The organism is Streptomyces collinus, from assembly GCF_031348265.1.
In the GTDB taxonomy this organism is placed as follows: Bacteria; Actinomycetota; Actinomycetes; order Streptomycetales; family Streptomycetaceae; genus Streptomyces; species Streptomyces collinus.
In genome coordinates this window covers 430005-453445 of record NZ_CP133771.1, presented here as the reverse complement: position 1 = coordinate 453445, position 23441 = coordinate 430005, and the positions used below count along the sequence as shown (strand labels likewise).

Below are 23441 nucleotides of genomic sequence, written 5' to 3'. Positions count from 1 at the left end.
TGCCGGCGTCCGGAAGGCCGTGGCCCGGTGCTCCGTGGAACCCCGGCTCCGTCTCCCGCGCACGGCCGGCCGTCGCCGGGCCCTGTCCCGGGAAGCCCGGCGCAGCGCCGGGCACCTCCGCGTGGCCCGTCAGGCCGCCGCAGGCAACCGCGCCGAAGGGCGGCTCGCCACCCTGCCACCGTCCACCGGCGGACACCGTGCCTCCGGGCCGCGCCGACGCCCCACCGCCCCGGGGCGTCGCACTCACGCGGGCCACCGCCACCGTGCCGTGGCCGGGAACACTGTGCAGGGCGAAGTCGTCGGAGAGGCGCAGGCACGTGCCGAGGCCCGCGCCGAGCGAGCGCGTCGTGGAGAACCCGTCGCGCAGCGCCGCGGGGACGTCGTTGATGCCCGGGCCGTGGTCGATCGCGGCGATCTGCACCACCCTGGACCCCTCCCGGCCCTCCCGCAGCACGGGCGGGGCGACGACGTCGATGAGCACCTGGCCGCCCTCGGCGTGCTTCAGCAGATTCGTTGCCAGCTCGGTCGCGACCAGCGCGGCCGCCGCGGTCCGCCGCTCGTCCAGCCCGGCCATTGCGGCCGCGCCCTCGGCCGCGACCCGCGCGTCGCGCACCCGGGTCGCGTCGCGCACCGGCACGTCCCACACCCGCGGCATCAGACCTCCTCGCGCGGACGCGGCGGACGGCCCACCCAGCAGGTCACCCGCACCGTGGTGCCCGACCCCGGCGTGGTGTCGATGTCGAAGTCGTGCACCAGGCGCCGCGCGCCGCTCAGCCCCATCCCCAGACCGCCGCCGGAGGTGTAGCCGTCGCTCAGGGCCAGGTCGAGGTCGGCGATGCCCGGCCCCTCGTCGGTGAAGGCGAGCCGCAGGCCCTGCGCGCCCGCACTGCCGACCTGCGTCGCCTCCATCCGTCCGCCACCACCGTGCACCAGGGTATTGCGGGCCAGCTCGCTGGCCGCGGTGACGAGCTTGGTCTGGTCCACCAGGCCGAAGCCGAGCCGGGCGGCGGCCTGCCGTACGTGCTGTCGCACCCATACCAGGTCCATGTCCGACCGGATGGGCAAGCAGGCCTCCACGCCCGCGGCGGTGTGCATCACGGACTCTCCTGACGCGGGCCGCCGGGACGGCGCACCGGGGCCTGCCGCGCGAGGAGTTCCATGCCCGCCTCGGTGCTGAGGGCGGTGCTCAGCCCCGGCAGCGTCAGCCCCAGCTCGACCAGGGTGATGGCGACGGCCGGGCGCATACCGGCCACCACGGTGCGCGCGGCCAGCAGCTTGGCCTGCGCGGCGATCTCGGCCAGCACCCGGCCGAGGAAGGAGTCGACGATCTCCACACCGGAGATGTCGATGAGGACTCCGCGCACCCCGGTACGGGAGATGGTCTCGGCGAGGTCCTGCTGGAGCTGCTGCGCCGTGCTGTCGTGCAGGTCCCCCTGGAGCGTGACGAGCAGGACGTCGCCGAGCCGGAGGACCGGTACGTGGCCCGTCACGGGACGGGGGCGGGCGTCGTTCACCGCTGACCCGCACCCGGGTTCACGATGTCCGCGCCGAGCTCGTGCAACGCGTACCCCAGTGCGTCGGCGAGGTTCGCGCGCGTGATCACGTCCAGGTCGAGCCCGAGATGCACGATGGTCTGCGCGATGGCGGGGCGGATGCCCGAGACGATGCACTCGGCGCCCATGAGCCGTGCCGCGGCGACCGTCTTCATCAGGTGCTGCGCCACCAGCGAGTCGACCGTCGGCACCCCGGTGATGTCGAGGATCGCGAACCGCGCGTGCTGCTCCACGACGGCGTTCAGCAGCGTCTCCATCACGATCTGGCTGCGGGCGCTGTCGAGCGTCCCGATGAGGGGCACGGCCACGATGCCGTCCCACAGCCGGATCACGGGCGTGGCCACCTCCATCAGCTGCATCCGCTGCCGGTCGCTGAGCGCCTGCCACTCGCTCAGCGCCGTCTGCATGGCGACCAGCCGCAGGGTGCCCATCAGCACGGTCAGAGCGGTCGAACAGGCCCTCAGATGCTCGGGCGGTGCCTGTTCCAGATCGGCGGCCAGCAGATTCTCCACGGGCGGTCGCAGGGCGGCCAGTTCGCTGGAGACCTGGGTGTTCGTCAGTCCGGCCCGGGAGCGTGCCGCACCCATCCGGGCCAGCTGCTCGCGCACGCCGCTGAATCCCGCGGCGTCCGGGTCCTCCACCTGGTCCGAGTCGGCCACCTGGGCCAGCGCGTCCACCACGGCCTTGCCCGCTTCCACCGCCTCGTCGCGCGAGACGGTGAACACGGTGCGGAACAGAGGCTCGTCCGCCCACCGCTGGGCGATCTGCTCACGCCGGCGGTGCAGGAAGTCCCTGACCTCGTGGCTGGGCGTGGCGAGCTGTCCGTCCGCTTCGTGCTCCGGCACCTGGTTCTCTCCTCATCCGCGTTGCGTCGACCGAGCCCGCTTCTGGCAACGAGACGGCGATGTGACACTTGCCGGGCGACAACTCTAACCATGCGCCGACCTCGTACAACACCTGCTCCGGCGCAAGTGATCCGGTTCAGGGGGCCGGCGGTCTTAGCCGCCGTCAGCGGCGTGCGCACAGTGAGCCGTCGTCCGGGCAGGGCGGAGCCAGGGCACCGGGCCACCGGCCTTCGCCGGCGCCCTGCCCTGTGGTGCACCCGGACCGTCAGACGTTCGGCCCCTCCGGCTCGCCGGGCTGCTGCGGCCCTTCGTCGACACGGGCCAGGGCCTCGTCGACAGTTTCCGATATCGGCACGGTGATGCTGACGCCGGTCAGGTCGAGGATGCGCCGCACGGCCGGTGCCGGGCTGATGACGTGCACGCTGCCCTCGGTCTTACGGGTCTCCTGGTACACCCGCAGGATGATGTTCATGCCGGACGAGTCCATGAAGGGGACGGACGACAGGTCGAGCAGGAAGTGCCGTCGGCCGTGGTGGAGTTGGTTGGCCAGATGGGCCTGGAACTCGGTCGCGGTGTCGACGTCCAGGTAGCCGTCGACCGTGATCAGGGCCACGTCCTCCCGGGGCACTTCGACTTCCACGGACAGCGGGTTCTGGGCGAGGGGCACGGATACCTCCAACAAGTACTACGGCCTGGGCTGGTCACCTCTGGGGATGACCGCGGTGCGAGGGGATCCCGGTCGTTCTCCGGACTCGAATTCCGTTTCTCATGCGCCTCCCTTCACCGACGGACTCGGATGTCACCGCGCCCCCGCGATTACCCCGGAAACCGACCTCCATGCCCGCTCGGCGGAACATCGCCGGGACCGGCCGCCGGAAGTCGCATGCGGTCGCAGGCGTGTGCGCCGAATGCGCTTGCGGCAGGAGGGTAATTGCTGCTGTGGGACGGGGCGGGCGCGAGGCGCCCGCCGGAGAAGATGCGATCCGCACATCGCCAGGGAGGATGGGGCAGCGTGGCCATCGACAGAATCTGGTCGTACGCGCCGGACAGCGGTCACACGGAGGGGCAGGACCTGACCGGTTTCGCCGTCGCCGCGACCGACGGCACGATCGGGCACGTGGACCGGGAGGCCGCCCCGCACGACATGCGGCACCTGGTCGTCGACACCGGCGTCTGGGTGTTCGGCCGCAGTGTCCTGGTACCGGCCGGGGTCGTCACCGGCATCGACATACCGGGGAGGAAGGTCACCCTGGCGTGCAGCAGGGGAGACACCAAGGCGGCGCCGCGCTTCCAGACCGACAGCGAGACCAGGGACCGGGAGTACCTGCGGGCCGTGGGTGACTACTACGACCGGCTGCCGCCACGCGAGGCGGCCGCGGTCTGAGCCGTTCCGAGCCGGTCACGGGCGCGCCGCGCCCGTGACACGCCCGGCTCACCAGGGCATGAAGACGTGTACGTCCTTGCCCCGGTCGTCGGCCACCACGCTGACCTGGTCGCACAGCGTGTGGATCAGATGCCAGCCGATGCCCCCGCCGCCATTGCGCGGATCGAAGGGGCGAGGGGCCGGCTCGGTGGTGCTGGTGTCGTGCAGGACCACATGCACCCCGTCGAACGTCCGGCGCATGCGCAGCGCGAACGGACCCGGGGCGTACTGGACCGCGTTGGCGGCCAGTTCCGTCACCACCAGCAGGATGTCGTCCCAGTACTCGGGGGCAGAGGGCGGGGAGGAGCGTGCCAGATCACGCAAGAACTCCTCCGCGGCCAGCCGCGCGCCTGTCACGTCATGCGGCTCGCCCACGAAGCTGTTCGTGCGGCTCGGGATCTCCTCGGAGGTCAGGGCGTCGTCCCCACGCGGCTCGGTTGACATATCGCCTTTCCGGCCCGGGCGTCAGCTACGGCTGTCGTCAGGGCTGTCGTCCTTTCTCTTGCGTCGCCACTGTTGCGTGTTCCCGAGGGGACGAGGCCTACGCGTCCGGCCGCACGCTCAGCGGAACACGTTGTCGGAATCGTCCCAGTTCGACGGTTCGTCCGGGGTGCTCGGCCGCCCGGGACGCCTCCGCGACTGGTACATGGCGTCGATCTCGGAAGCGTAGTGCCGCACGATCTCGTCCCGGCGCAGCTTCATCGACGGCGTGAGCAGCCCGTTGGTCACGTCGAACGACTCCGGCAGAACCCGGAACACCCGGATCGACTCCGACGGCGACACGACGCTGTTGGCCGCGGCCACGGCCCGCGCGACCTCCTCCCGCAGCGCGTTCTCCTCCCGGGCCTCCCGCATCTCGCCCTGCATCGCCAGCCCGGCCCGCCAGTGCGCCAGGAACTCCGGATCCAGCGTGATCAGGGCGCCGACGCAGGGCCGGTTGTCCCCGACCACGACCGCCTGGTGGATCAGCGGGTGCATCCGCAGCCGCTGCTCCAGTGCCAGCGGGGCGACGCTCTTGCCGCTGCTGGTGATGATGATGTCCTTCTTGCGGCCGGTGATCGTCAGATAGCCCTCCGTGTCCAGCTGCCCGAGGTCGCCGGTGGCGAGCCACCCGCCGCGCAGCGCGGCCCGGGTGGCGGCCTGGTCGCCCACGTATCCCTGGAACACCGAGGGCCCCCGCACCAGGATCTCCCCGTCCTCGGCCACCTGGATCTCCATGCCCGGCAGGGCCTGCCCGACCGTCCCGGACTTCTCCCGGCCGAGCGGCTGCATCGTCACCCCGCCCGCGGTCTCCGTCAGGCCGTACCCGTCGTGCACGTAGATGCCGATGCCCTCGTAGAAGAGGGACAGCTCGCGGCTGAGGGGGGAACCGCCGGAGGTCGCCCGCCGCACCCGTCCGCCCAGCGCGGCCCGCAGCCTGCGGTACACCGTGCGCTCGTACAGCGCGTGCTGGAGCCGCAGGTCGAAGCCGGGCCCGCGGCCGCGGCCCAGCCGCTGGCGCTCCAGGGCCGCGGCGAAGTCCCGGGCGGTCCCGGCGGCCCGCTCGAAGAGGGCGCCGTGGCCGCCCTGCTGAGCGGTGCGCAGGAAGTTCTTGTAGATCTTCTCCAGGACCGACGGAACCGCGTAGAGGTACGTGGGCCGGAACGACCGCAGCGCCGCGGACAGCGCCTCCCCGCTGAGATCGGCCTGGTGTCCCATCAGCAGCCCGCCGCGCACGCACAGCCCCTGGATCATCAGCCCGTACACATGGGAGAAGGGCAGGAACGCGAGCACGGAGCCCTGCTCCCCGCGCGCCGCCGCCGTGTGGCCCCAGCCCGCCAGCAGCGTGTCGCAGGGGCCGGCGAGGTTGCGGTGGCTGAGCGCGCAGCCCATGGCATGGCCGGAGGTGCCGGAGGTGTAGGCGATGACGGCCGTGGAGTCCGGCAGCACGATGCGGCGCATCGAGTCGACCGTGGCGAGCGGGATCAGCTCGCCGCGCACCATCAGGTCCGCCAGGGCGCCCGCGTCCAGCTGCCAGACGTGGCGCAGCAGCGGAAGCGACGCGCACACCGAGCCGACGGTCATGACGCCCTGCTCGTCCTCGACGACCACGGCCACGCACCCCGCGTCCCGCAGGATCCACTCCACCTGGTCGCGTGACGCCGTCGGGTAGACCGGGACGACCTCGGCGCCCACGGCCCACAGTGCGTAGCACAGGATCGTCCACTCGAACCGGGTGCGCGCCATGATCGCCACGCGATGGCCCGGCGCGATCCCCGAGGCGATCAGCCCCTTGGCGGCGTCCACCACCTCGTCGCGCAGCTCGATCGCCGTCACCTCCTCCCAGGTCGCGGAGGCGGGGTCGGCCCGGCGGGCGAGCATCGGCCGGGCCGGTTCACGGTCCGCCGTCTCGAAGACGCTGTCGGCGAGCCCGCCGGTCAGGGGCGCCACGGCCGGGGGAGCGACGGCGAGGTCGCGCATGCACTGCTCCTGACGTGTACGGGGTGTGACATTGCCGACGGGTACCGTCATCGGCGGTGCTCGAATGTAGTCGAGTCGAGACCCTTCGGGGTCGGAAAATACGGAACTGGACCCGCTGATGATCTCGGCGTGATCGGGGGACCCGGACGGCATGACTCACATCAGCCCCGATCCCGAACCCGAACGCACCCCAGGTCTGGAACCCGGCGGCGGTGTACCGCCGGGCGAGACCCCGCCCGCGGAGAGCAGCATGCCGGAGACGCTGCCCCGCGAGACGCACAACCCCACCAAGGGCTGGGCCAAGGCCCCGCTGACCGTGATCATCGTCGTCACCGTGCTGATCGCGGCGTTCTTCCTGGCCTACGCCCTCGTTCTGATCCTCTGAGCCCACCGTCCGGGCATGCCGGGACGCCTCACGCTTGCGTACGGCGGACGCATTCGGTGACGACGTCCCGCAGATTCCCCGTGCGCTCCATCAGCGCGCGCTGCACCTGAGCCCCGTTGCCCTCCCGCAGCAGCTCGTCACAGGCGGCCTCGGCCCGCGCCAGGTCGCCCGTACCGTCGAGGGCCTCCTCGACGTGACCCAGCAGGGCGCGGACGACGGCTTCGGCGGGCATCCGCCGCATGGTCGCGGGGTGCAGCAGCTCGCCCGCGAGTCCGGACCGCGCCGCCTGCCAGTCGGCCAGCCGCAGCAGACTGACGCTGTGGTCGAGAGGCTCACAGCCGGCTCGCCACTCACGCGCGGCGGTCTCGACCAGCCCCCGCACCAGCGTGGCGATCAGCACGGCCGTGCCGGAATGCAGACAGACGTCCGAGACGCGGAGCTCCACGGTCGGGTACCGCTGCGACAGCCGCGCGTCGAAGTAGATCATCCCGTCGTCGAGGATGGCCCCGGTGGCCACCATGTCCGAGATCAGACGGTGGTACCGCTCGGCCGAGCCGAAGATCTCGGTCGGGCCGGCCGACGGCCAGCGCAGCCACACCCGGCTGCGGTAGCTGTTGTAGCCCGTGTCCTTGCCCTGCCAGAAAGGCGAGTTCGCGCTGATCGCCCGCAGCACCGGGAGCCAGGGCCGCAGCCGGTCGACGACCGCGACGCCCTCCTCGTCGGACTCGACCGACACGTGCACGTGGCAGCCCATGACGAGCTGCTCCCGGGTGGCGATGCCGTACTGCTCCGCCATCCACCGGTAGCGCCGGCCGAAGCCGACGGCGGGGCTCACCGGCAGCGGTGAGGTGGCGAGTGCCGCCACGGTGCAGCCGATCTCCTCCGCGTGCCGCGCCGCCTCCGTGCGGCAGCGGACGATCTCCGCGCGCAGGCTCTCCATGGACGACTGGGGGTGCGTGGCGAACTCCAGCATCTGCTCGTGGAGTTCCTTCTCGAACACGTCCTGATCCGCGCCGTTCTTCTCCGCCCGGGCGAGCACCGCTGCGGACTGCGCCCGCGGTTCCCCGGTCTCCGGATCGACCAGGAGGAGTTCCTCCTCCACTCCCACGGTGCGCACCTGATGCCCGCCCTTCTGTGCCCTGCCGCGTCGTACCACCGGGTGCTCCCGGTGGTACGACCCCCAGTGCCCCTCTCAGCGGGGAGGACACCTGGTAGGACGGCGGGACTTCACCCGGCGAACGGCGTCAGCCACACCGTGGCCAGCGGGGGCAGCGTGATCCGGACATGGCCGTCCTCCGGTTTGACCGGATCCGGGTTGGTGACGCCACTGCCGCCGTAGCGTGTGTCGTCGGTGTTGAGGCACTCCTCCCAGGCGACGACGTCGCCCGGCACCCACAGGCGGTAGTCCTGCCGGACCACGGGGGAGAAGTTCGACACCGCGAGCAGCGGCCTGCCTTCGGCGTCGTAGCGCAGGAACGCGAAGACGTTGTCGTCGGCCGAGTCCACCGCCACCCAGCGGAAACCCTCCGGGCGGGTGTCGCACTGCCACAGCGCCGGAGTCGCCCGGTACGCCGAGTTCAGGTCGCGCACCAGATCGAGCACGCCCCGGTGGTCGCCCGCCGAGTGGTAGCCGTCGTCGAGCAGCCACCACTCCGGGCCGTGCTCCACCGACCACTCGGCGCCCTGCGCGAACTCCTGCCCCATGAACAGCAGCTGCTTGCCGGGGTGCCCCCACATGAAGCCGAGGTAGGCCCGGTGGGTGGCGCGCCGCTGCCACCAGTCGCCGGGCATCTTCGACACCAGCGCCTGCTTGCCGTGCACGACCTCGTCGTGGGAGATCGGCAGGACGTAGTTCTCGCTGTAGGCGTACACCATCGAGAACGTCATCTCGTGGTGGTGGTACTTGCGGTGCACCGGCTCGTGCGCGACGTACTCCAGCGAGTCGTGCATCCAGCCCATGTTCCACTTCAGCCCGAAGCCGAGCCCGCCGGTGTCGGTCGGCCGGGTCACCCCGCCCCAGGCGGTGGACTCCTCCGCGATGGTGACCACGCCCGGGGCCCGCCGGTACACGGTCGCGTTCATCTCCTGGAGGAACCCCATCGCCGCCAGGTCCTCCCGGCCGCCGTAGGCGTTGGGCTCCCACTGCCCGTCCTCGCGCGAGTAGTCCAGGTAGAGCATCGAGGCGACGGCGTCCACGCGCAGCCCGTCGATGTGGAACTCCTCGCACCAGTACACGGCGTTCGCGACCAGGAAGTTGCGCACCTCGGTGCGGCCGAAGTCGAACTCGTACGTGCCCCAGTCCGGGTGCTCCGCGCGACGGTCGTCACCGGGCTCGTACAGCGGCTCCCCGTCGAACCGGGCCAGCGCCCAGTCGTCCTTCGGGAAGTGCGCCGGCACCCAGTCCATGATCACGCCGATGCCGGCCCGGTGGCAGGCGTCGACGAAGAAGCGGAAGTCGTCCGGTGTGCCGAGCCGGGACGTCGGCGCGTAGAACCCGGTGACCTGGTAGCCCCAGGAGCCGTGGAAGGGGTGCTCGGCGACCGGCATCAGTTCGATGTGGGTGAAGCCCATGTCCTTCACGTACGCCGGGAGTTCCTCGGCGAGCTGCCGGTAGGTCAGCCCCGGCCGCCAGGACGCCAGGTGCACCTCGTACACCGAGAACGGCGCCTCGTGCACGGGCGTGTCGGCGCGGTGCGCCATCCACTCGCCGTCGCCCCACTCGTAGTGCGAGGCCGTCACGATCGACGCCGTGTTGGGCGGCTCCTCGCAGCGGCGTGCCATCGGGTCGGCCTTGAGGAAGCGGTGCCCGTGCCGGGAGTGGATCTCGAACTTGTACGCGGTGCCCTCGCCGACACCCGGGAGGAACAGCTCCCACACACCGGAGGCGCCCAGGGACCGCATCGGGAACTGGGTCCCGTCCCAGTGGGTGAAGTCCGTGGCCACCCGCACGCCCTGCGCGTTCGGAGCCCACACGGTGAACCGGGTGCCCTCGACGCCCTCGTGGGTCATGGGCTGCGCGCCGAGGGCCGTCCACAGCTCCTCGTGCCGGCCCTCGCGGATCAGGTGCAGGTCGAGCTCGCCGAGCGCGGGCAGGAAGCGGTACGGGTCGGGCGTCTCCTGCTCACCCTCCTCGTACGCCACGTGCAGCGTGTACGCGGGGACCGTGTCCAGCGGCAGCACGCCCGAGAAGAGACCGTCCCCCTCGGAGACGAGGGCGGTGCGCCTGCCGCCGATCACGACGCTCACGGAGCGGGCGAAGGGGCGCAGCGCCCGGAACACGATCCCGCCCGGGACCGGGTGGGCGCCCAGCAGCGCGTGCGGATCGTGGTGCGCGCCCGCCAGCAGGCGCCCGCGGTCCTCGGGGCTCAGGGCGGGTGCGGTCGTGCTCGGGACCGGGCCGGACGGCTCCGGGATTGAGGTGTCGCGCAGGGCCACGGCTCAGTCTCCTCTCACGGCGAGGCGCTCGATCGCCGCCATCGGTACAGGCAGCCAGTCGGGGCGGTGCCGTGCCTCGTACAGCACCTCGTACACGGCCCGGTCCGTCTCATAGGCGCGGAGCAGTCCGTGCTTCTTGCGGGGGTCCCAGCCGGCGCGGGCGGTGTAGCCCGCGCAGTAGGCCTCGCGGCAGCGGCGGGCCCACTCCGGGCGCCAGGGGCGGCGCTGCCGGGCGGCGTAGTCGAAGGAACGCAGCATCCCGGCGATGTCCCGCACCGGGGAGTGGGCGCTGCGCCGTTCGGAGAGCGGCCGGGACGGCTCGCCCTCGAAGTCGATGACGAACCACTCGCGCCCGGCCCGCAGCACCTGGCCCAGGTGCAGATCGCCGTGGATGCGCTGGGCGGGCGGCCCGGGGTCGCAGCCGGTGAGCGCGGCGAACGCGGTCCGCAGGCCCGGCACGAACGGCTGCAGCGCGGGCACGCAGTGCGCGGCGGCGTCCAGCCGCTCGGTCATCGCGGCCGCCGTCTGCCCGTTCTCCCCGGGCCCGCCGACGGGGAACGCCGACGCCAGCGCCAGGTGCACCTCAGCGGTGGCCGCGCCCAGCGCCCGGGCCTGGACGGTGAAGTCGTCCCCGGCGGCCAGCGCGTTCAGCCCCAGCGTCCAGCCGTCGGAGGCGTCCCGCAGATACGGCTGGAGCACGCCGAGGGTGGCCTTGAACGGATGGTCCGTCTGGAACCAGGCCACGGGCGCGGGCACTCGGTGACAGCCCTGGCGGGCCAGCGCGCCCGGCACCTCCAGGTCCGGGTTGACGCCCGGCTGGATGCGCCGGAAGACCTTCAGGATGTACTCGTCGCCGTACACCAGCGAGGAGTTGGACTGCTCGGCGTCCAGCAGCCGCGGCACCAGCCCCGCGGGCACCTGGTGATCTGGGTCGCAGTCGAAGCGCAGGGGCCCCGCGGAGCCCGGGTGCCGCAGCCGGTCCAGCAGGAGCTGGGCCGAACGGGGGTCGTGCAGCGCGTCGTAGACCGTCAGCCCGGCCAGCGGCCCGTCCTGGACCCGCCCGATGAGCGCCCGCCCGAGCCGCGGCGCCGGATGCTCCCGTACGCCGAGCAGCAGCTGGTAGCAGTCGCCCGCCGGAGGAGCGCCACCGGGCGAGGGCACGCCCGTGTGGCCGGCGTGACCGGCGTGGACCACGAGATGCAGACAGCCCGGGAAGAGCTCGGTCATCGACAGCAGGCCGAGCTCCGTGACGGGCCGGTCCTTGCCCGCGAACCAGCGCTGCCGGGGCAGCCAGTCGCGCAGCAGCCCGCCGAGCGACTCCATGGGCTCGGCCAGGCGCGGGAGGTCCGGGCGCAGGGATGCGGTCTTCGGCATGGTCACGCCTCCTTGTCTCGGCGCAGGCTCACAGTCGCCGGCCGATGCGGGATGCGACTCGATTGAGCCGGAACCAGTAGAAGCCGTGGCCCCCGAGGGTCAGCAGATAGGGCAGCTCGCCGATGGCGGGGAAGCGGACCCCGCCGAACAGCTCCACCGGGTGCCGCCCCGCGAACTCGCGCAGGTCGAGCTCGGTGGGCTGCGCGAACCGCGCGAAGTTGTTGACGCACAGCACCAGGTCGTCCTCGTACTCGCGCAGGAACGCCAGCACCGCGGGGTTGGAGGAGGGCAGTTCGGTGTACGAGCCCAGTCCGAAGGCGGGGTTCTGCTTGCGGATCTCGATCATGCGGCGGGTCCAGTGCAGCAGCGACGACGGCGACGACATCGACGCCTCGACGTTGGTCACCTGGTGGCCGTAGACCGGGTCCATGATCGCCGGGAGGCAGAGGCGGCCCGGGTCGCAGGTGGAGAAGCCGGCGTTGCGGTCGGGTGTCCACTGCATCGGCGTGCGGACGGCGTCCCGGTCGCCGAGCCAGATGTTGTCGCCCATGCCGATCTCGTCGCCGTAGTACAGGATCGGCGAGCCGGGCAGGGCGAGCAGCAGCGCGGTGAACAGTTCGATGGTGTGCCGGTCGTTGTCCAGCAGCGGGGCGAGGCGCCTGCGGATGCCGATGTTGGCGCGCATGCGGGGGTCCTTGGCGTACTCGGCCCACATGTAGTCGCGCTCTTCGTCGGTGACCATTTCGAGCGTCAGCTCGTCGTGGTTGCGCAGGAACATGCCCCACTGGCAGCCCGAGGGGATGGCCGGGGTCTTGGCCAGGATCTCGGAGACCGGGTAGCGGGATTCCCGCCGGACGGCCATGAAGATGCGCGGCATGACGGGGAAGTGGAACGCCATGTGACACTCGTCGCCGCCGCTGGGGTAGTCGCCGAAGTAGTCGACGACGTCCTCGGGCCACTGGTTGGCCTCCGCCAGCAGCACCGTGTCCGGGTACAGGGCGTCGATCTCGCGCCGGACCCGCCTGAGGAACGCGTGCGTGGCGGGCAGGTTCTCGCAGTTGGTGTCCTCGGCCGCGTAGAGATAGGGGACCGCGTCCAGCCGGAACCCGTCGATGCCCAGGTCCAGCCAGAACTTCAGCGCGGCCAGGATCTCCTCCTGGACCCGCGGGTTCTCGTAGTTGAGGTCCGGCTGGTGCGAGAAGAAGCGGTGGAAGAAGTACTGGCCGCGCACCGGGTCGAAGGTCCAGTTCGAGGTCTCCGTGTCGACGAAGATGATCCGCGCGTCCGGGTAGCCCTTGTCGTCGTCGGCCCACATGTAGTAGTCGCCGTAGGGCCCGTCGGGGTCCTTGCGCGACTCCTGGAACCAGGGGTGCTGGTCGCTGGTGTGGTTCATGACGAAGTCGATGATCACGCGCATGCCGCGCTGGTGGGCGGCGTCGACGAACTCCACGAAGTCCGCGAGGTCGCCGAACTCCGGCAGCACGGCCGTGTAGTCGGAGACGTCGTAGCCGCCGTCGCGCAGGGGGGACTTGAAGAACGGCGGCAGCCACAGGCAGTCGACGCCGAGCCACTGGAGGTAGTCGAGCTTGGAGGTGAGGCCCTTGAGGTCCCCGACGCCGTCGCCGTCGCTGTCCTGGAACGAGCGGACGAGCACCTCGTAGAAGACGGCGCGTTTGAACCAGTCGGGGTCCCTGTCCCGTGCGGGAGTGTCCTCGAAGGTGTCCGGTACGGGCTCGTTCACGGTCATGTCGGTCCTGCCCCTCCGATCGCGTGCGCGGCGGGCGGGGACTGGACGTGGAAGACGTGCGCGGGAGCCCGCCCCGGCTCCAACCGCACGTAGTTGTTGCGCCCCCAGCGGTAGGTCTCGCCGGTGAGCTCGTCGCGTACTTCCACCGACTCGTGCCAGTCCAGGCCGAGTTGCGGCATGTCCAGCGAGACCGTGGCCTCCTGGGCGTGGTGGGGGTCGAGGTTGGCGACCACCAGGACGGCATCGGATCCGCCGCGCTTGCTGTACGCGATGAGCGCGTCGTTGTCGGTGTGGTGGAAGCGGAGGTTCCTGAGCCGGTGCAGCGCGGGGTGCTCCCGCCGGATGGTGTTGAGCCGGGTGAGCAGCGGGGTGATGGTGCGGCCCTCGCGTTCGGCGGTGGCCCAGTCACGGTGCCTGAGCTGGTACTTCTCCGAGTCCAGGTACTCCTCGCTGCCCTCCTTCAGCGGGGTGTTCTCACACAGCTCGTAGCCGGAGTAGATGCCCCAGGACGGCGACAGCGTCGCCGCGAGCACGGCCCGGACCTCGAAGGCGGGCCGGCCCCCGTGCTGGAGGTAGGCGTGCAGGATGTCGGGGGTGTTGGCGAAGAAGTTCGGCCGCATGTAGGAGGCGGCCTCACCCGACAGCTCCGTGAGGTACTCGGTCAGCTCCTGCTTGGTGTTGCGCCACGTGAAGTACGTGTACGACTGCTGGAAACCGATCTGGGCCAGGGTGTGCATCATCGCCGGACGCGTGAACGCCTCGGCCAGGAAGATCACATCCGGGTCGGTGCGGTTGACCTCCCCGATCACCCGCTCCCAGAACACCACCGGCTTGGTGTGCGGATTGTCCACCCGGAAGATCCGCACCCCGGCGTCCATCCAGTGCCGCAGCACCCGCACCGTCTCGGCGACCAGACCGTCCATGTCCGCGTCGAAGGCGATGGGGTAGATGTCCTGGTACTTCTTCGGCGGGTTCTCCGCATAGGCGATGGTGCCGTCGGGGCGGTGGTGGAACCACTCCGGATGCTTCTGCACCCAGGGATGGTCCGGGGAGCACTGCAACGCGAAGTCCAGTGCCACCTCCATGCCCAGCTCCCGCGCCCGCCGCACGAAGGCGACGAAGTCCTCCAGCGTCCCCAGAGCGGGGTGCACCGCGTCGTGACCGCCCTCGGGCGAACCGATCGCCCAGGGCACACCGACGTCGTCGGGGCCGGGGGAGAGGGTGTTGTTCTTGCCCTTGCGGAAGGTGGTGCCGATGGGGTGGATCGGCGGCAGGTAGACCACGTCGAAGCCCATCGCCGCGATCGCCGGCAGCCTGCGGGCCGCGGTGGCGAACGTGCCGTGCGGCTGCTCGCGGGTGCCCTCCGAACGCGGGAAGAACTCGTACCAGGAGCCGTACAGCGCCCGCTCCCGCTCCACCAGCAACGGCAACGGCTCACTGCTGGTCACCAGATCCCGCAACGGATGCCGCGCCAGGACCGCGTCCACCTCCGGCGTCAGCGCCGCCGCGAACCGGTCCGCCGTGGGCAGCAGGTCGTCGCGCAGGGCCCGCGCCGCGGTGAGCAGCACGGCGCGGCCGGCTTCCTTCGGCACGCCGGCCGCTGCCCGCTCGTACAGTTCCGCGCCCTCTTCCAGGACCAGGCCCGGATCGATGCCCGCCGGGATCTTTATGCCCGCCGTGCGGCGCCAGGTGGCCACCGGATCGCTCCAGGCCTCCACCCGGTAGGACCAGCGGCCGACGGCGTCCGCGGTGACCTCGGCGCCCCAGCGGTCGCTGCCGGGGACGAGCTCGCGCATCGGCGTCAAGGGGCCGGGCCGGCCCTCGGGATCCTTCAGGACGACATGGGCCGCCACCGCGTCGTGGCCCTCCCGGAACACGGTGGCGGTGACTTCGAACGTCTCACCCACGACCGCCTTCGCCGGCCGGTTGCCGCCCTCCACGGCCGGGCGGACGTCCCTCACCGGGATACGGCCGATGGCCCGGGTCCTCGTCATGGTCCTCACCTCCACCGTGCTCGAAAGCCGGGCCGCGTGGGCCCGGTTCAGGGACTGGATGTGCGGGAAGGGCGTCACCTTCCCGCTGTGGATCTCCGCTCGGGAGCGGGGGATCTGCGCTCAGCCGCCGGCGGTCTTCGTCTGACCGCAGTGGCCGGGCGGGGCCGTTCGGCCGGTTCCTGCGCACAGGCGATGTGCTGCTCCTGGAGGCAGGTGATCTGCTGTTCCTGCAGGTAGGTGACGTGGTTGGTGCGCAGGTACCGTTCGGCCGCGTCCGCGGCCTCCCGCGCGCAGCGCTTGCCCATCAGCACGCAGAGCGTGTAGCCGGAGTCCTCGAAGGTGGTCCGCACCGTGCGGTCGTTCGGTGCCGCGAGCATTACGCGTTCCCAGGCCCGGTAACGCCGCAACTGCCGGGCGACTTCGGCTTTGGCGGGTAGCAGCATGGCGCCGATCACCTTTCGGGGCTCGAGGGGCACGGTCTCCCGACGGTCGGACGGCGGCCGTGCACACAGCGGCGCGGACCCGTAACGGCGATCGAGTTCTTCACACATGGTGCACGTGAGGCGACACAGCGTCTTGTTGGAGCTTCAACCAGTGGTGGTTCCGCTGGGCCGTTCGAGCAGGCTTCTGCCTGCTCACTTGTGCAGTCCCCCGCCTCAACCGTGCGCTCGTGTTGCACGAACGGGCTAGCACCCTCAGGCTGTGGGTGACTCAGAAGCGATAGGCGCTCACGTTCCGTGTTCGGGGCTCGTTCCGCAGGACCGCGGGAGCGAGAAGGAGCTGAGCTTCGCGGTGAGGAGCCGACCGATGAAGACCGCAGTGCCCTGCTACTACCACCTCGACGTGGAAGTCAGCCCGGAACGGGTGGGACAGGTCAGCCGCATTCTGGCCGCTCACCTGAAGTTCTGGGACCTGGACAACCTGGTCCAGCCCGTCTGCGGCGGTGCCGAGATGCTGCTCAACGCCATCGACGAGCACGCCACGGACAAGAACACGTCCATCGAGATGTGGTGGAACCGGCAGCACCTGATCACCGCCATCGGGGACAACGACCGCGCCCTGCGCCCGGACCAGGAGCTGCGAGGCTGCCTGGAGCACCTCGCGGCCATGAGCGACGGCTGGGGCTGCTGCGCCACCGAGACCGGCAGCAAGGTCATCTGGTTCTCGCAGCGCGCCCGCGCCGGCGAACGGGTCCCGCTGGTCCCGACCGCGCCCGCGCCGCGGGAGAGCGAGGGCCTCGATCTGCCCCGCGAGGTCCCGGTCACACAGCTGGCTGCCCCGGCCGTCACTCCGGACGAGGTCCTGGAGGACGCCCGGTGACGCGCCGGCAGACTCGGAAAGGGGTGTCCGCCTGGAGCGGGCGCCCCTACCCGCTGGGTGCGGCCTACGACGGGGAGGGCACCAACTTCGCGCTCTTCAGCGAGGTCGCCGAACGCGTCGAGCTGGTCCTCGTCGGCGACGACGGCACGCACACCCAGGTGCCGCTGAACGAGGTCGACGGCTTCGTCTGGCACGGCTACCTCCCCGGTGTCGGCCCCGGCCAGCGCTACGGCTACCGGGTGCACGGGCCGTGGGCCCCGGCCGCGGGGCACCGCTGCAACCCGGCGAAACTCCTGCTCGACCCGTATGCCCGTGCGGTGGAGGGGCAGATCGACAACCACCCCTCGCTCTACGAGCGCAACCCGGACGGTCCCGACCCGGCCGACAGCGCCGGGCACACCATGCTCGGCGTGGTGACCGACCCGGCCTTCGACTGGGGCGACGACGCCCGGCCCTGCCGGGCCTACGCGGACACGGTGATCTACGAGGCGCACGTCAAGGGCATGACCCGCACCCATCCCGAGGTGCCCGAGGAGCTGCGGGGCACCTACGCCGGGCTGGCACACCCCGCGGTCATCGAGCACCTGACCTCCCTCGGCGTCACGGCCGTGGAGCTCATGCCGGTCCACCAGTTCGTCCACGACGGGGTGCTGCACGACCGGGGCCTCGCCAACTACTGGGGCTACAACACCATCGGCTTCTTCGCGCCCCACAACGGCTACGCCGCCCACGGCACCCGCGGCGGGCAGGTCGCCGAGTTCAAGCAGATGGTGAAGACCCTGCACGCGGCCGGGCTCGAAGTGATCCTCGACGTGGTCTACAACCACACCGCCGAGGGCAACGAGATGGGCCCCACCCTGTCCTTCCGCGGGATCGACAACTCCTCGTACTACCGCCTGGTCGACGGTGACTGGGGGCACTACTACGACACCACCGGCACCGGCAACAGCCTGCTGATGCGGCACCCCTACGTCCTTCAGCTGATCATGGACTCGCTGCGCTACTGGGTGACCGAGATGCACGTCGACGGCTTCCGCTTCGACCTCGCGGCGACGCTCGCCCGGCAGTTCCACGAGGTGGACCGGCTGTCGGCGTTCTTCGACCTCATCCAGCAGGACCCGGTGATCAGCCGCGTCAAGCTCATCGCCGAGCCGTGGGACGTCGGCGAGGGCGGCTACCAGGTGGGCAACTTCCCGCCGCTGTGGTCGGAGTGGAACGGCATGTACCGCGACGCGGTCCGCGACTTCTGGCGCGGTGAGGACCACACCCTCGGCGAGTTCGCCTCCCGTCTGACGGGTTCCCCGGACCTGTACCGGCACAGCAGGCGCCGGCCCCGGGCCAGCGTCAACTTCGTCACCGCGCACGACGGCTTCACCCTGCGCGACCTCGTCTCGTACAACGACAAGCACAACGAGGACAACGGCGAGGGAAACCGGGACGGCGAGAGCACCAACCGCTCCTGGAACTGCGGCGCCGAGGGCGCGACCCGCGACCCGGCGGTGCTGGAGCTGCGCACCCGCCAGCAGCGCAACTTCCTCGCCACGCTGCTGCTGTCCCAGGGCATCCCGATGCTCTCCCACGGCGACGAACTCGGGCGCACCCAGGGCGGCAACAACAACGCCTACTGCCAGGACAACGACATCTCCTGGATCGACTGGCGGCTCACCGAGGAACAGCGCGACCTGCTGGAGTTCACCCGGTACCTCATCCGGCTGCGCACCGGGCACCCCGTGCTGCGACGACGCCGCTTCTTCCTCGGCGAGACCCGGACCCGGGCGGACCAGCCGCTGCCCGACCTGATGTGGCTGGCGCCGGACGCCGGCGAGATGTCCGACGACGACTGGCAGCGCGGCGACGCGCACTCCGTCGGCGTGTTCCTCAACGGCGACGCCATCGCCGAACCCGACCCGCGGGGCCGCCCGGTCGTCGACGACTCGTTCCTGCTGCTCCTCAACAGCCACTGGGAGCCGGTCGGCTTCCGTCTGCCGGACGCCTCCTACGGCGAACGCTGGACGGCCCTCATCGACACGGCCGACCCGGAGGGCACACCGGACGAGGCGGAGTACAAGGCAGGGACGGGCCTGACCGTCGGGGCCCGCAGCATGGTCCTGCTGTCCCGGCCGTCACGGGCGGCGCGCGGGAAGGAGTGACGCGGGTCAGCGGCCGCGGCGCGCGGTCACCGTGAACTGCGCGCCGTCATGGTCCCGCAGCACCGCCTCGTCACTGCCCTTGGACAGCACACTGCCGCCGTGCAGCTCCGCCGCGCGGGCGCAGGCCTCCACGTCGTCGACGGAGAAGTGGACCTGCCAGTGCGGCCGGATCGCGGGGTCGGGGGCCGCCTCCAGGGCGCCGGACTCGATCCGGGCCACCACGTCCCCGCGGCTGCGCAGCACGACCTCGCCGCCCTCGTAGTGGACCTCGCAGCAGCCGGGGCGCTGCGTCGCCCAGTCGAGCACCTCGCCGTAGAAGATCGCCGCGTCGAAGGCGTCACGGGTGTGGAGCGTGATGAAGGCCGGCTGCGCGTTGCGCCAGGTCTCCCAGTCGGTGAAGAGGTCGCCCTCCCAGATGCCGAACGTCGCCCCGTCACGGTCGGCCAGCAGCGCGGCCCGGCCCGGCGGCAGGGAGATCGGCCCGACGGCGACCGTGCCCATGCGCTCCTGCACCCGCGCGGCCGCGTCGTCCGCGCTGCGCACCGCGAAGTACGGCGTCCACGCCACCGCCATCTGCCACATGGCCGCCACCCCCGCGATCCCGGCCACCGGCGAGCCGTCCGCCAGCGCGATCCGGAACCGGTCGCCCAGCTTGGCCGGCCGCCACTGCCAGCCCAGCACGGCCCCGTAGAACTCCTCGGTCGCCTTGACGTCCCGGCTGGTCAGGCTCACCCAGCAGGGCGCGCCGAACACGGAGTGTGATGAGACGACGTCCTTGGTGCCGGAGGAGGTGGGCATGTCGTGGTTCATGGCAGTCGCGTCCTGATCTCGTCGGCCTGGCAGCCACCTGAGGATTGACACCAGTGTCCAACCGGAACCGCTGTGGGCGCCTGCCGAGTACCCCGGCGGGGGCGCCGAAACGGCGTCCGGCCTGGTCCGCCCCGGTGGCACCGGGCGGCCCGAGTGACGACGATGGAGGGGTCGGACACTGCGTCAAGGTACTCAAGCACCCCATGAGACCTCGGGCGCAGCGGCGCACCGGACCCGGAGGTGACCATGCCCACGGACGGGGGCTCGGATCGGATCTTCGCGCTGCAGGAAGAGGTCCAGCAGCTGAAGGAGGCGGTCGTCTCCCACGCCGTCGTGGACCAGGCGATCGGGATGGTCGTCGCGCTCGGCCGGATCTCCCCGGACCAGGGGTGGGCCGTGCTGAAGGAGGTCTCCCAGCACACCAACATCAAGCTGCGCAATGTCGCGGAACTGATCCTCGTCTGGGGGCGCACGGGCGTGATGCCCGAGGAGATCCGGGCCGCCCTGGAGGACGCCCTCGACCGGGCCGGACCGACGCAGATCCCCGGATCGCCGCCGGAGGCGTGACCCGGCGGCGCCGGAACGACCACCCCCCGCTTCAGCGGGCCTCCGTCAGCAGTTCCTCACGCAGATGGGCGAAGCAGCTGCTGAGCAGCCGTGAGACATGCATCTGCGAGATGCCGAGCTGCTCGGCGATCCGGCTCTGCGTCATGCCCTTGAAGAACCGCAGATAGAGGATGATCCGCTCGCGCTCGGGCAGCGCCTCCAGGCAGGGCCTGACGGCCACCCGGTCCACGACGGTGTCGAAGGCCGGGTCGGGCCCGCCGATCGCGTCCCCGAGGGCATAGCCGTCCGTCCCGGGCATCTCCGCCTCCAGCGACAGCGCGGAGAAGCACTCCAGGGCCTCCATGCCGGTGCGCACCTCGCCTTCGGTGAGCTGGGCGTAGTCGGCGATCTCGGCGACCGTGGGGGAGCGGCCCGGGGTGGTCTGCGACAGTTCCTTCGCGGCGTGCCGCACCCGGTTGCGCAGGTCCTGGACCCGGCGGGGGACATGCAGCGTCCACATGTGGTCACGGAAGTGGCGCTTGATCTCGCCGGTGACCGTCGGCACCGCGTACGCCTCGAAGGCGTTGCCGCGGGCCGGGTCGTAGTGGTCGACCGCCTTCACGAGGCCGAGGGCCGCCACCTGGTAGAGGTCCTCCAGGGCCTCGCCACGGCCCCGGAAGCGGACGGCGATCCGCTCGGCCATGGGGAGCCAGGCCTCGACCAGTTCGTCGCGCAGGGCCTTGCGCTCGGGCCCCTCGGGCAGCCGCGCGAGCCGCGCGAACGCCGCGGCGGTGTCGGGCGCGTCGTCGTGGGGGTGCGTTCGGGTGCTGCCGGCGATACGCATGGTGCGCACCTCCCTGAGCAGGTGCTGAATGGACAGACACCGCGGGAGGAGCGGACTCGGTCCTCACGGAGAGCACCGGGGGCCCGGTCTGCCGGCTCCCACGCACGTGCCTCCTGTCCGAAGCACTTCCCTGCCCATCCCCAGGCAGGGGCAAAGTGAAACAATTAAGACAATACGGCAATCGGGTGTCACGGGCGCTCCCAGTCCGCCCGCCGACCGGATCCGCTGCCGTTCCCGAGCGCCCTGGGCGTCTCTTGACCTCCCTCGACCTCGCCATGGGCCGATTAGCTCTGCTACAGAGCTAATCTCGCATGGAGCCGGAGACCTTCCCCGAAGAGCTGGCCGACGCACTCGTCGATGTCCAGCGGCTGATCCGGCGGCGCCTGCGGCGGCAGACGCCCGACCCGCGGCTGCGCGGCGCCGAGGTGGAACTGCTGCGTCTGGTCGTGGTGCGGCCCGGCGTCGGCATCTCCGACGCGGCCAGGGAGCTGGGTCTGGCGGCCAACTCGGTGTCCACCCTCGGCAACCGGCTGGCAGGGGCGGGCTACCTGGTCCGCGAGACCGACCCTTCCGACCGCCGGGCCGCCCGGCTGCTGCCCACCCCCGCCGCCGAGGCGCGGCTGCGCGACTGGCGCCGGCGCCGGGCCGAACTCGTACGCCGCCATGTGGCGCGCCTCGACGAGCCGGACCGCCGGGCGCTCCAGGCGGCGGTCCCGGCCCTGCGCAAGCTGGCCGACACCCTGCACGAGGAAGCCGAGGAGTCATGACGCCCGACACCGCACCGTCCGGGACAGACGCGACCACCTCACCCCCGGCCGACGCCGTCGCCTGCACCGGGCTCACCTACGCCTTCGGCGACCACAACGCCGTGGACGGACTCGACCTCACCGTCCGGCAGGGCGAGGTCTTCGGGCTGCTCGGGCCCAACGGCGCCGGCAAGACCACCGCCATCCGCTGCATCACCACCCTGCTGCCCGTGCCCGCCGGCATGGTCCGCGTCTTCGGCCACGACACCGCCGGGGATCGCATGGCCGTACGCCGCCTGCTCGGCTACGTCCCGCAGCAACTGTCCGCGGACGCCCGGACTCACCGGGCGGGAGAACGTCGCCCTGTTCGTCCGGGTCTTCGACGTGCCCCGCCCGGAACGCGCCGAACGGGTCACCCAGGCCCTGGCCGCGGTCGATCTCGCGGACGCCGCCGACCTGCTGGCCGCCACGTACTCCGGCGGCATGGTCCGCCGGCTCGAACTCGCCCAGGCCCTGGTCAGCGCCCCACGGCTGCTGATCCTCGACGAGCCCACCATCGGCCTCGACCCGATCGCCCGCACCGGCGTGTGGGAGCACATCGGCGCCGTCCGCGAAGCCACCGGCATGACCGTGCTCGTGACCACCCACTCCATGGACGAAGCCGACCAGTACTGCGACCGGGTCGCCCTGATGCACCGTGGCCGGATCCGGGCCCTCGGCCCCACGGCCGAGCTCAGGGCGGGACTCGGCGCCCGGCGCGGCGCCGCGGGGGCCGCCCAGGGCGCGCCGCCCACGCTGGAGGACGTCTTCCGGGACGTGGCCGGCAGCGGTCTCGACGACGAGGCAGGAGATTTCCGCGATGTCCGAAGCACCCGCCGCACCGCGCGCCGTGTCGGCTGACCCCGCCCGCGGCCACGGCATCGACCTGCTGCTGAAACCCCCGCCGCCCCGCGCCGGTTGGCGGCTGCTGCCCGCCCGCGTCGGCGCGATGTGCGCGGTCGAACTGCAGAAGCTGCGCCACGACCGCACCGAGCTCTACACCCGCGCGGTCCAGCCCGCCCTCTGGCTGCTGATCTTCGGTCAGACCTTCACCCGCATCAAGGCGATCCCCACCGGCGGCATCCCGTACGTCGACTACCTGGCGCCCGGCATCATCGCCCAGTCCGCGATGTTCATCGCCATCTTGTACGGCATCCAGATCATCTGGGAGCGTGACGCCGGAGTCCTCAACAAGCTCCTCGTCACCCCCACTCCACGATCGGCGCTCATCACCGGCAAGGCGTTCGCGGCCGGGGTGAAGTCGCTCGTCCAGGCCGTCGTCGTGCTCCTCATCGCCGCTCTGCTGGGCGTGGCCCTGACCTGGAACCCGCTCAAGCTGCTCGCCGTCGCCGCGATCGTCGTCCTCGGCTCGGCCTTCTTCTCCTGCCTGTCGATGACCATCGCCGGCATCGTGCTCAGCCGCGACCGCCTCATGGGCATCGGGCAGGCGATCACGATGCCGCTGTTCTTCGGCTCCAACGCCCTGTACCCGGTGTCCGTGATGCCGGGCTGGCTGCAGAGCGTCAGCAAGGCCAACCCGCTCAGCTACGAGGTGGACGCCCTGCGCGGCCTCCTTCTCGGCACATCCCCCCCATCCGGTGTCCGACTTCGTGGTGCTGTTCATCGCGGCCGCGCTCGGCGTCACCGCCGCCTCGGCCCTGCTGGGCCGGCTGGCCCGTTGATCTTCACTCGTGGAAGTGATGTGCGGCACGCCGGAGCAAGCGCTTTCTCCACCTGTTTCCGGATAACCGCTGGGCACGGCTTGATCAC

At 71.4% G+C, this 23441-nt stretch carries 20 protein-coding genes and 3 pseudogenes; 8 read left to right on the top strand and 15 right to left on the bottom strand.

Features of this window, described 5'->3' with window-relative positions:
• Positions 1 to 184: 184 nt before the first annotated feature.
• The 5 genes and pseudogenes from RFN52_RS40215 to RFN52_RS02005 form a co-directional block, all read right to left on the bottom strand.
• Positions 185 to 655 (bottom strand): annotated as a pseudogene (locus RFN52_RS40215) (ATP-binding protein); the annotation flags it as partial.
• The gene (locus RFN52_RS02020; protein WP_184854707.1) at positions 655 to 1095 is read right to left on the bottom strand and encodes an anti-sigma regulatory factor; all 441 of its coding nucleotides are present in this window, start codon (positions 1093 to 1095) and stop codon (positions 655 to 657) included. The gene RFN52_RS02020 and the pseudogene RFN52_RS40215, both read right to left, overlap by 1 nt.
• A complete protein-coding gene (locus RFN52_RS02015) occupies positions 1095 to 1514 on the bottom strand; it encodes an STAS domain-containing protein (RefSeq protein ID WP_184854387.1) in 420 nt (139 codons plus the stop codon). Before RFN52_RS02015 ends, RFN52_RS02020 begins: the two co-directional genes overlap by 1 nt.
• Positions 1511 to 2398: an STAS domain-containing protein gene (locus RFN52_RS02010; protein WP_184854388.1), complete on the bottom strand. Its 888-nt coding sequence runs from the start codon at positions 2396 to 2398 to the stop codon at positions 1511 to 1513. The genes RFN52_RS02015 and RFN52_RS02010 overlap by 4 nt, the downstream gene beginning before the upstream one ends.
• A 265-nt stretch (positions 2399 to 2663) precedes the next feature.
• Entirely contained in the window at positions 2664 to 3065 is a 402-nt protein-coding gene (locus RFN52_RS02005; RefSeq protein WP_184854389.1) for an STAS domain-containing protein, read from the bottom strand.
• A 309-nt stretch (positions 3066 to 3374) separates the two neighbouring features.
• Between RFN52_RS02005 and RFN52_RS02000 the strand changes: the two genes are divergently transcribed.
• Entirely contained in the window at positions 3375 to 3782 is a 408-nt protein-coding gene (locus RFN52_RS02000; RefSeq protein WP_373308629.1) for a PRC-barrel domain containing protein, read from the top strand.
• Between the two features lie 48 nt (positions 3783 to 3830).
• Here the strand turns inward: RFN52_RS02000 and RFN52_RS01995 are convergent, their stop codons facing one another.
• Positions 3831 to 4265 (bottom strand): ATP-binding protein, encoded by a 435-nt coding sequence (locus RFN52_RS01995; protein ID WP_184854391.1) that lies wholly within the window; start codon positions 4263 to 4265, stop codon positions 3831 to 3833.
• Between the two features lie 117 nt (positions 4266 to 4382).
• Positions 4383 to 6281, bottom strand: coding sequence for an AMP-dependent synthetase/ligase (locus RFN52_RS01990; RefSeq protein ID WP_184854392.1), 1899 nt, complete (start codon positions 6279 to 6281; stop codon positions 4383 to 4385).
• A gap of 151 nt (positions 6282 to 6432) precedes the next feature.
• Between RFN52_RS01990 and RFN52_RS01985 the strand changes: the two genes are divergently transcribed.
• On the top strand, positions 6433 to 6666 hold the full coding sequence (locus RFN52_RS01985; protein ID WP_107460137.1) for a DUF6480 family protein: 234 nt from the start codon (positions 6433 to 6435) through the stop codon (positions 6664 to 6666).
• A gap of 28 nt (positions 6667 to 6694) precedes the next feature.
• Here the strand turns inward: RFN52_RS01985 and RFN52_RS01980 are convergent, their stop codons facing one another.
• The 6 genes from RFN52_RS01980 to RFN52_RS01955 all read right to left on the bottom strand — a co-directional run bounded on the left by RFN52_RS01980 (position 6695) and on the right by RFN52_RS01955 (position 15659).
• On the bottom strand, positions 6695 to 7783 hold the full coding sequence (locus RFN52_RS01980; protein WP_184854393.1) for a glutamate--cysteine ligase 2: 1089 nt from the start codon (positions 7781 to 7783) through the stop codon (positions 6695 to 6697).
• Positions 7784 to 7893: 110 nt separating this feature from the next.
• Positions 7894 to 10101, bottom strand: a complete 2208-nt coding sequence (glgB, locus tag RFN52_RS01975) for a 1,4-alpha-glucan branching protein GlgB (protein WP_184854394.1) — start codon at positions 10099 to 10101, stop codon at positions 7894 to 7896.
• A gap of 3 nt (positions 10102 to 10104) precedes the next feature.
• Positions 10105 to 11475 (bottom strand): maltokinase N-terminal cap-like domain-containing protein, encoded by a 1371-nt coding sequence (locus RFN52_RS01970; RefSeq protein WP_184854395.1) that lies wholly within the window; start codon positions 11473 to 11475, stop codon positions 10105 to 10107.
• Between the two features lie 28 nt (positions 11476 to 11503).
• Complete coding sequence (gene treS / locus RFN52_RS01965) at positions 11504 to 13222, bottom strand: maltose alpha-D-glucosyltransferase (RefSeq protein ID WP_184854396.1); 1719 nt, start codon at positions 13220 to 13222, stop codon at positions 11504 to 11506.
• The gene (locus tag RFN52_RS01960) at positions 13219 to 15216 is read right to left on the bottom strand and encodes an alpha-1,4-glucan--maltose-1-phosphate maltosyltransferase (protein ID WP_184854397.1); all 1998 of its coding nucleotides are present in this window, start codon (positions 15214 to 15216) and stop codon (positions 13219 to 13221) included. Before RFN52_RS01960 ends, treS begins: the two co-directional genes overlap by 4 nt.
• A gap of 74 nt (positions 15217 to 15290) precedes the next feature.
• The gene (locus tag RFN52_RS01955) at positions 15291 to 15659 is read right to left on the bottom strand and encodes a DUF5133 domain-containing protein (protein WP_184854398.1); all 369 of its coding nucleotides are present in this window, start codon (positions 15657 to 15659) and stop codon (positions 15291 to 15293) included.
• 364 nt (positions 15660 to 16023) lie between these two features.
• Here RFN52_RS01955 and RFN52_RS01950 point away from each other — a divergent pair, with 364 nt between their 5' ends.
• Together RFN52_RS01950 and glgX are read left to right on the top strand one after the other, a co-directional pair.
• Positions 16024 to 16536 carry a pep a2 gene (locus tag RFN52_RS01950; protein WP_184854399.1) on the top strand — a complete coding sequence of 171 codons (513 nt, stop codon included), beginning with the start codon at positions 16024 to 16026 and terminating at the stop codon, positions 16534 to 16536.
• Complete coding sequence (glgX, locus tag RFN52_RS01945; protein ID WP_184854400.1) at positions 16533 to 18686, top strand: glycogen debranching protein GlgX; 2154 nt, start codon at positions 16533 to 16535, stop codon at positions 18684 to 18686. The genes RFN52_RS01950 and glgX overlap by 4 nt, the downstream gene beginning before the upstream one ends.
• 6 nt (positions 18687 to 18692) lie before the next feature.
• On the opposite strand, the gene RFN52_RS01940 is transcribed toward glgX, so the two are convergent.
• Positions 18693 to 19496: a VOC family protein gene (locus tag RFN52_RS01940; protein ID WP_161366599.1), complete on the bottom strand. Its 804-nt coding sequence runs from the start codon at positions 19494 to 19496 to the stop codon at positions 18693 to 18695.
• Positions 19497 to 19742: 246 nt separating this feature from the next.
• Between RFN52_RS01940 and RFN52_RS01935 the strand changes: the two genes are divergently transcribed.
• The gene (locus RFN52_RS01935) at positions 19743 to 20063 is read left to right on the top strand and encodes an ANTAR domain-containing protein (RefSeq protein ID WP_033311803.1); all 321 of its coding nucleotides are present in this window, start codon (positions 19743 to 19745) and stop codon (positions 20061 to 20063) included.
• A 31-nt stretch (positions 20064 to 20094) separates the two neighbouring features.
• Here the strand turns inward: RFN52_RS01935 and RFN52_RS01930 are convergent, their stop codons facing one another.
• A complete protein-coding gene (locus RFN52_RS01930) occupies positions 20095 to 20886 on the bottom strand; it encodes an RNA polymerase sigma factor SigF (RefSeq protein ID WP_184854401.1) in 792 nt (263 codons plus the stop codon).
• A 311-nt stretch (positions 20887 to 21197) separates the two neighbouring features.
• On the opposite strand from RFN52_RS01930, the gene RFN52_RS01925 reads away from it, so the two are divergent.
• From RFN52_RS01925 to RFN52_RS01915, 3 genes and pseudogenes are all read left to right on the top strand, one after another.
• Positions 21198 to 21653: a MarR family winged helix-turn-helix transcriptional regulator gene (locus RFN52_RS01925; protein ID WP_184854402.1), complete on the top strand. Its 456-nt coding sequence runs from the start codon at positions 21198 to 21200 to the stop codon at positions 21651 to 21653.
• Positions 21650 to 22532: pseudogene (locus tag RFN52_RS01920) on the top strand (ABC transporter ATP-binding protein). The gene RFN52_RS01925 and the pseudogene RFN52_RS01920 overlap by 4 nt, the downstream one beginning before the upstream one ends.
• Positions 22492 to 23353: pseudogene (locus tag RFN52_RS01915) on the top strand (ABC transporter permease). Before RFN52_RS01920 ends, RFN52_RS01915 begins: the two co-directional pseudogenes overlap by 41 nt.
• Positions 23354 to 23441: the final 88 nt, after the last annotated feature.

Bases quoted from the DNA above. Each gene is read 5' to 3' on its own strand.
- RFN52_RS02020 (WP_184854707.1), bottom strand. From the start codon at position 1,095: ATGCACACCGCCGCGGGCGTGGAGGCCTGCTTGCCCATCCGGTCGGAC.
- RFN52_RS02000 (WP_373308629.1), top strand. From the start codon at position 3,375: ATGCGATCCGCACATCGCCAGGGAGGATGGGGCAGCGTGGCCATCGAC.
- RFN52_RS01995 (WP_184854391.1), bottom strand. From the start codon at position 4,265: ATGTCAACCGAGCCGCGTGGGGACGACGCCCTGACCTCCGAGGAGATC.
- RFN52_RS01990 (WP_184854392.1), bottom strand. From the start codon at position 6,281: ATGCGCGACCTCGCCGTCGCTCCCCCGGCCGTGGCGCCCCTGACCGGC.
- RFN52_RS01985 (WP_107460137.1), top strand. From the start codon at position 6,433: ATGACTCACATCAGCCCCGATCCCGAACCCGAACGCACCCCAGGTCTG.
- RFN52_RS01970 (WP_184854395.1), bottom strand. From the start codon at position 11,475: ATGCCGAAGACCGCATCCCTGCGCCCGGACCTCCCGCGCCTGGCCGAG.
- treS (WP_184854396.1), bottom strand. From the start codon at position 13,222: ATGACCGTGAACGAGCCCGTACCGGACACCTTCGAGGACACTCCCGCA.
- RFN52_RS01960 (WP_184854397.1), bottom strand. From the start codon at position 15,216: ATGACGAGGACCCGGGCCATCGGCCGTATCCCGGTGAGGGACGTCCGC.
- RFN52_RS01955 (WP_184854398.1), bottom strand. From the start codon at position 15,659: ATGCTGCTACCCGCCAAAGCCGAAGTCGCCCGGCAGTTGCGGCGTTAC.
- RFN52_RS01950 (WP_184854399.1), top strand. From the start codon at position 16,024: ATGAAGACCGCAGTGCCCTGCTACTACCACCTCGACGTGGAAGTCAGC.
- RFN52_RS01940 (WP_161366599.1), bottom strand. From the start codon at position 19,496: ATGAACCACGACATGCCCACCTCCTCCGGCACCAAGGACGTCGTCTCA.
- RFN52_RS01935 (WP_033311803.1), top strand. From the start codon at position 19,743: ATGCCCACGGACGGGGGCTCGGATCGGATCTTCGCGCTGCAGGAAGAG.
- RFN52_RS01930 (WP_184854401.1), bottom strand. From the start codon at position 20,886: ATGCGTATCGCCGGCAGCACCCGAACGCACCCCCACGACGACGCGCCC.
- RFN52_RS01925 (WP_184854402.1), top strand. From the start codon at position 21,198: ATGGAGCCGGAGACCTTCCCCGAAGAGCTGGCCGACGCACTCGTCGAT.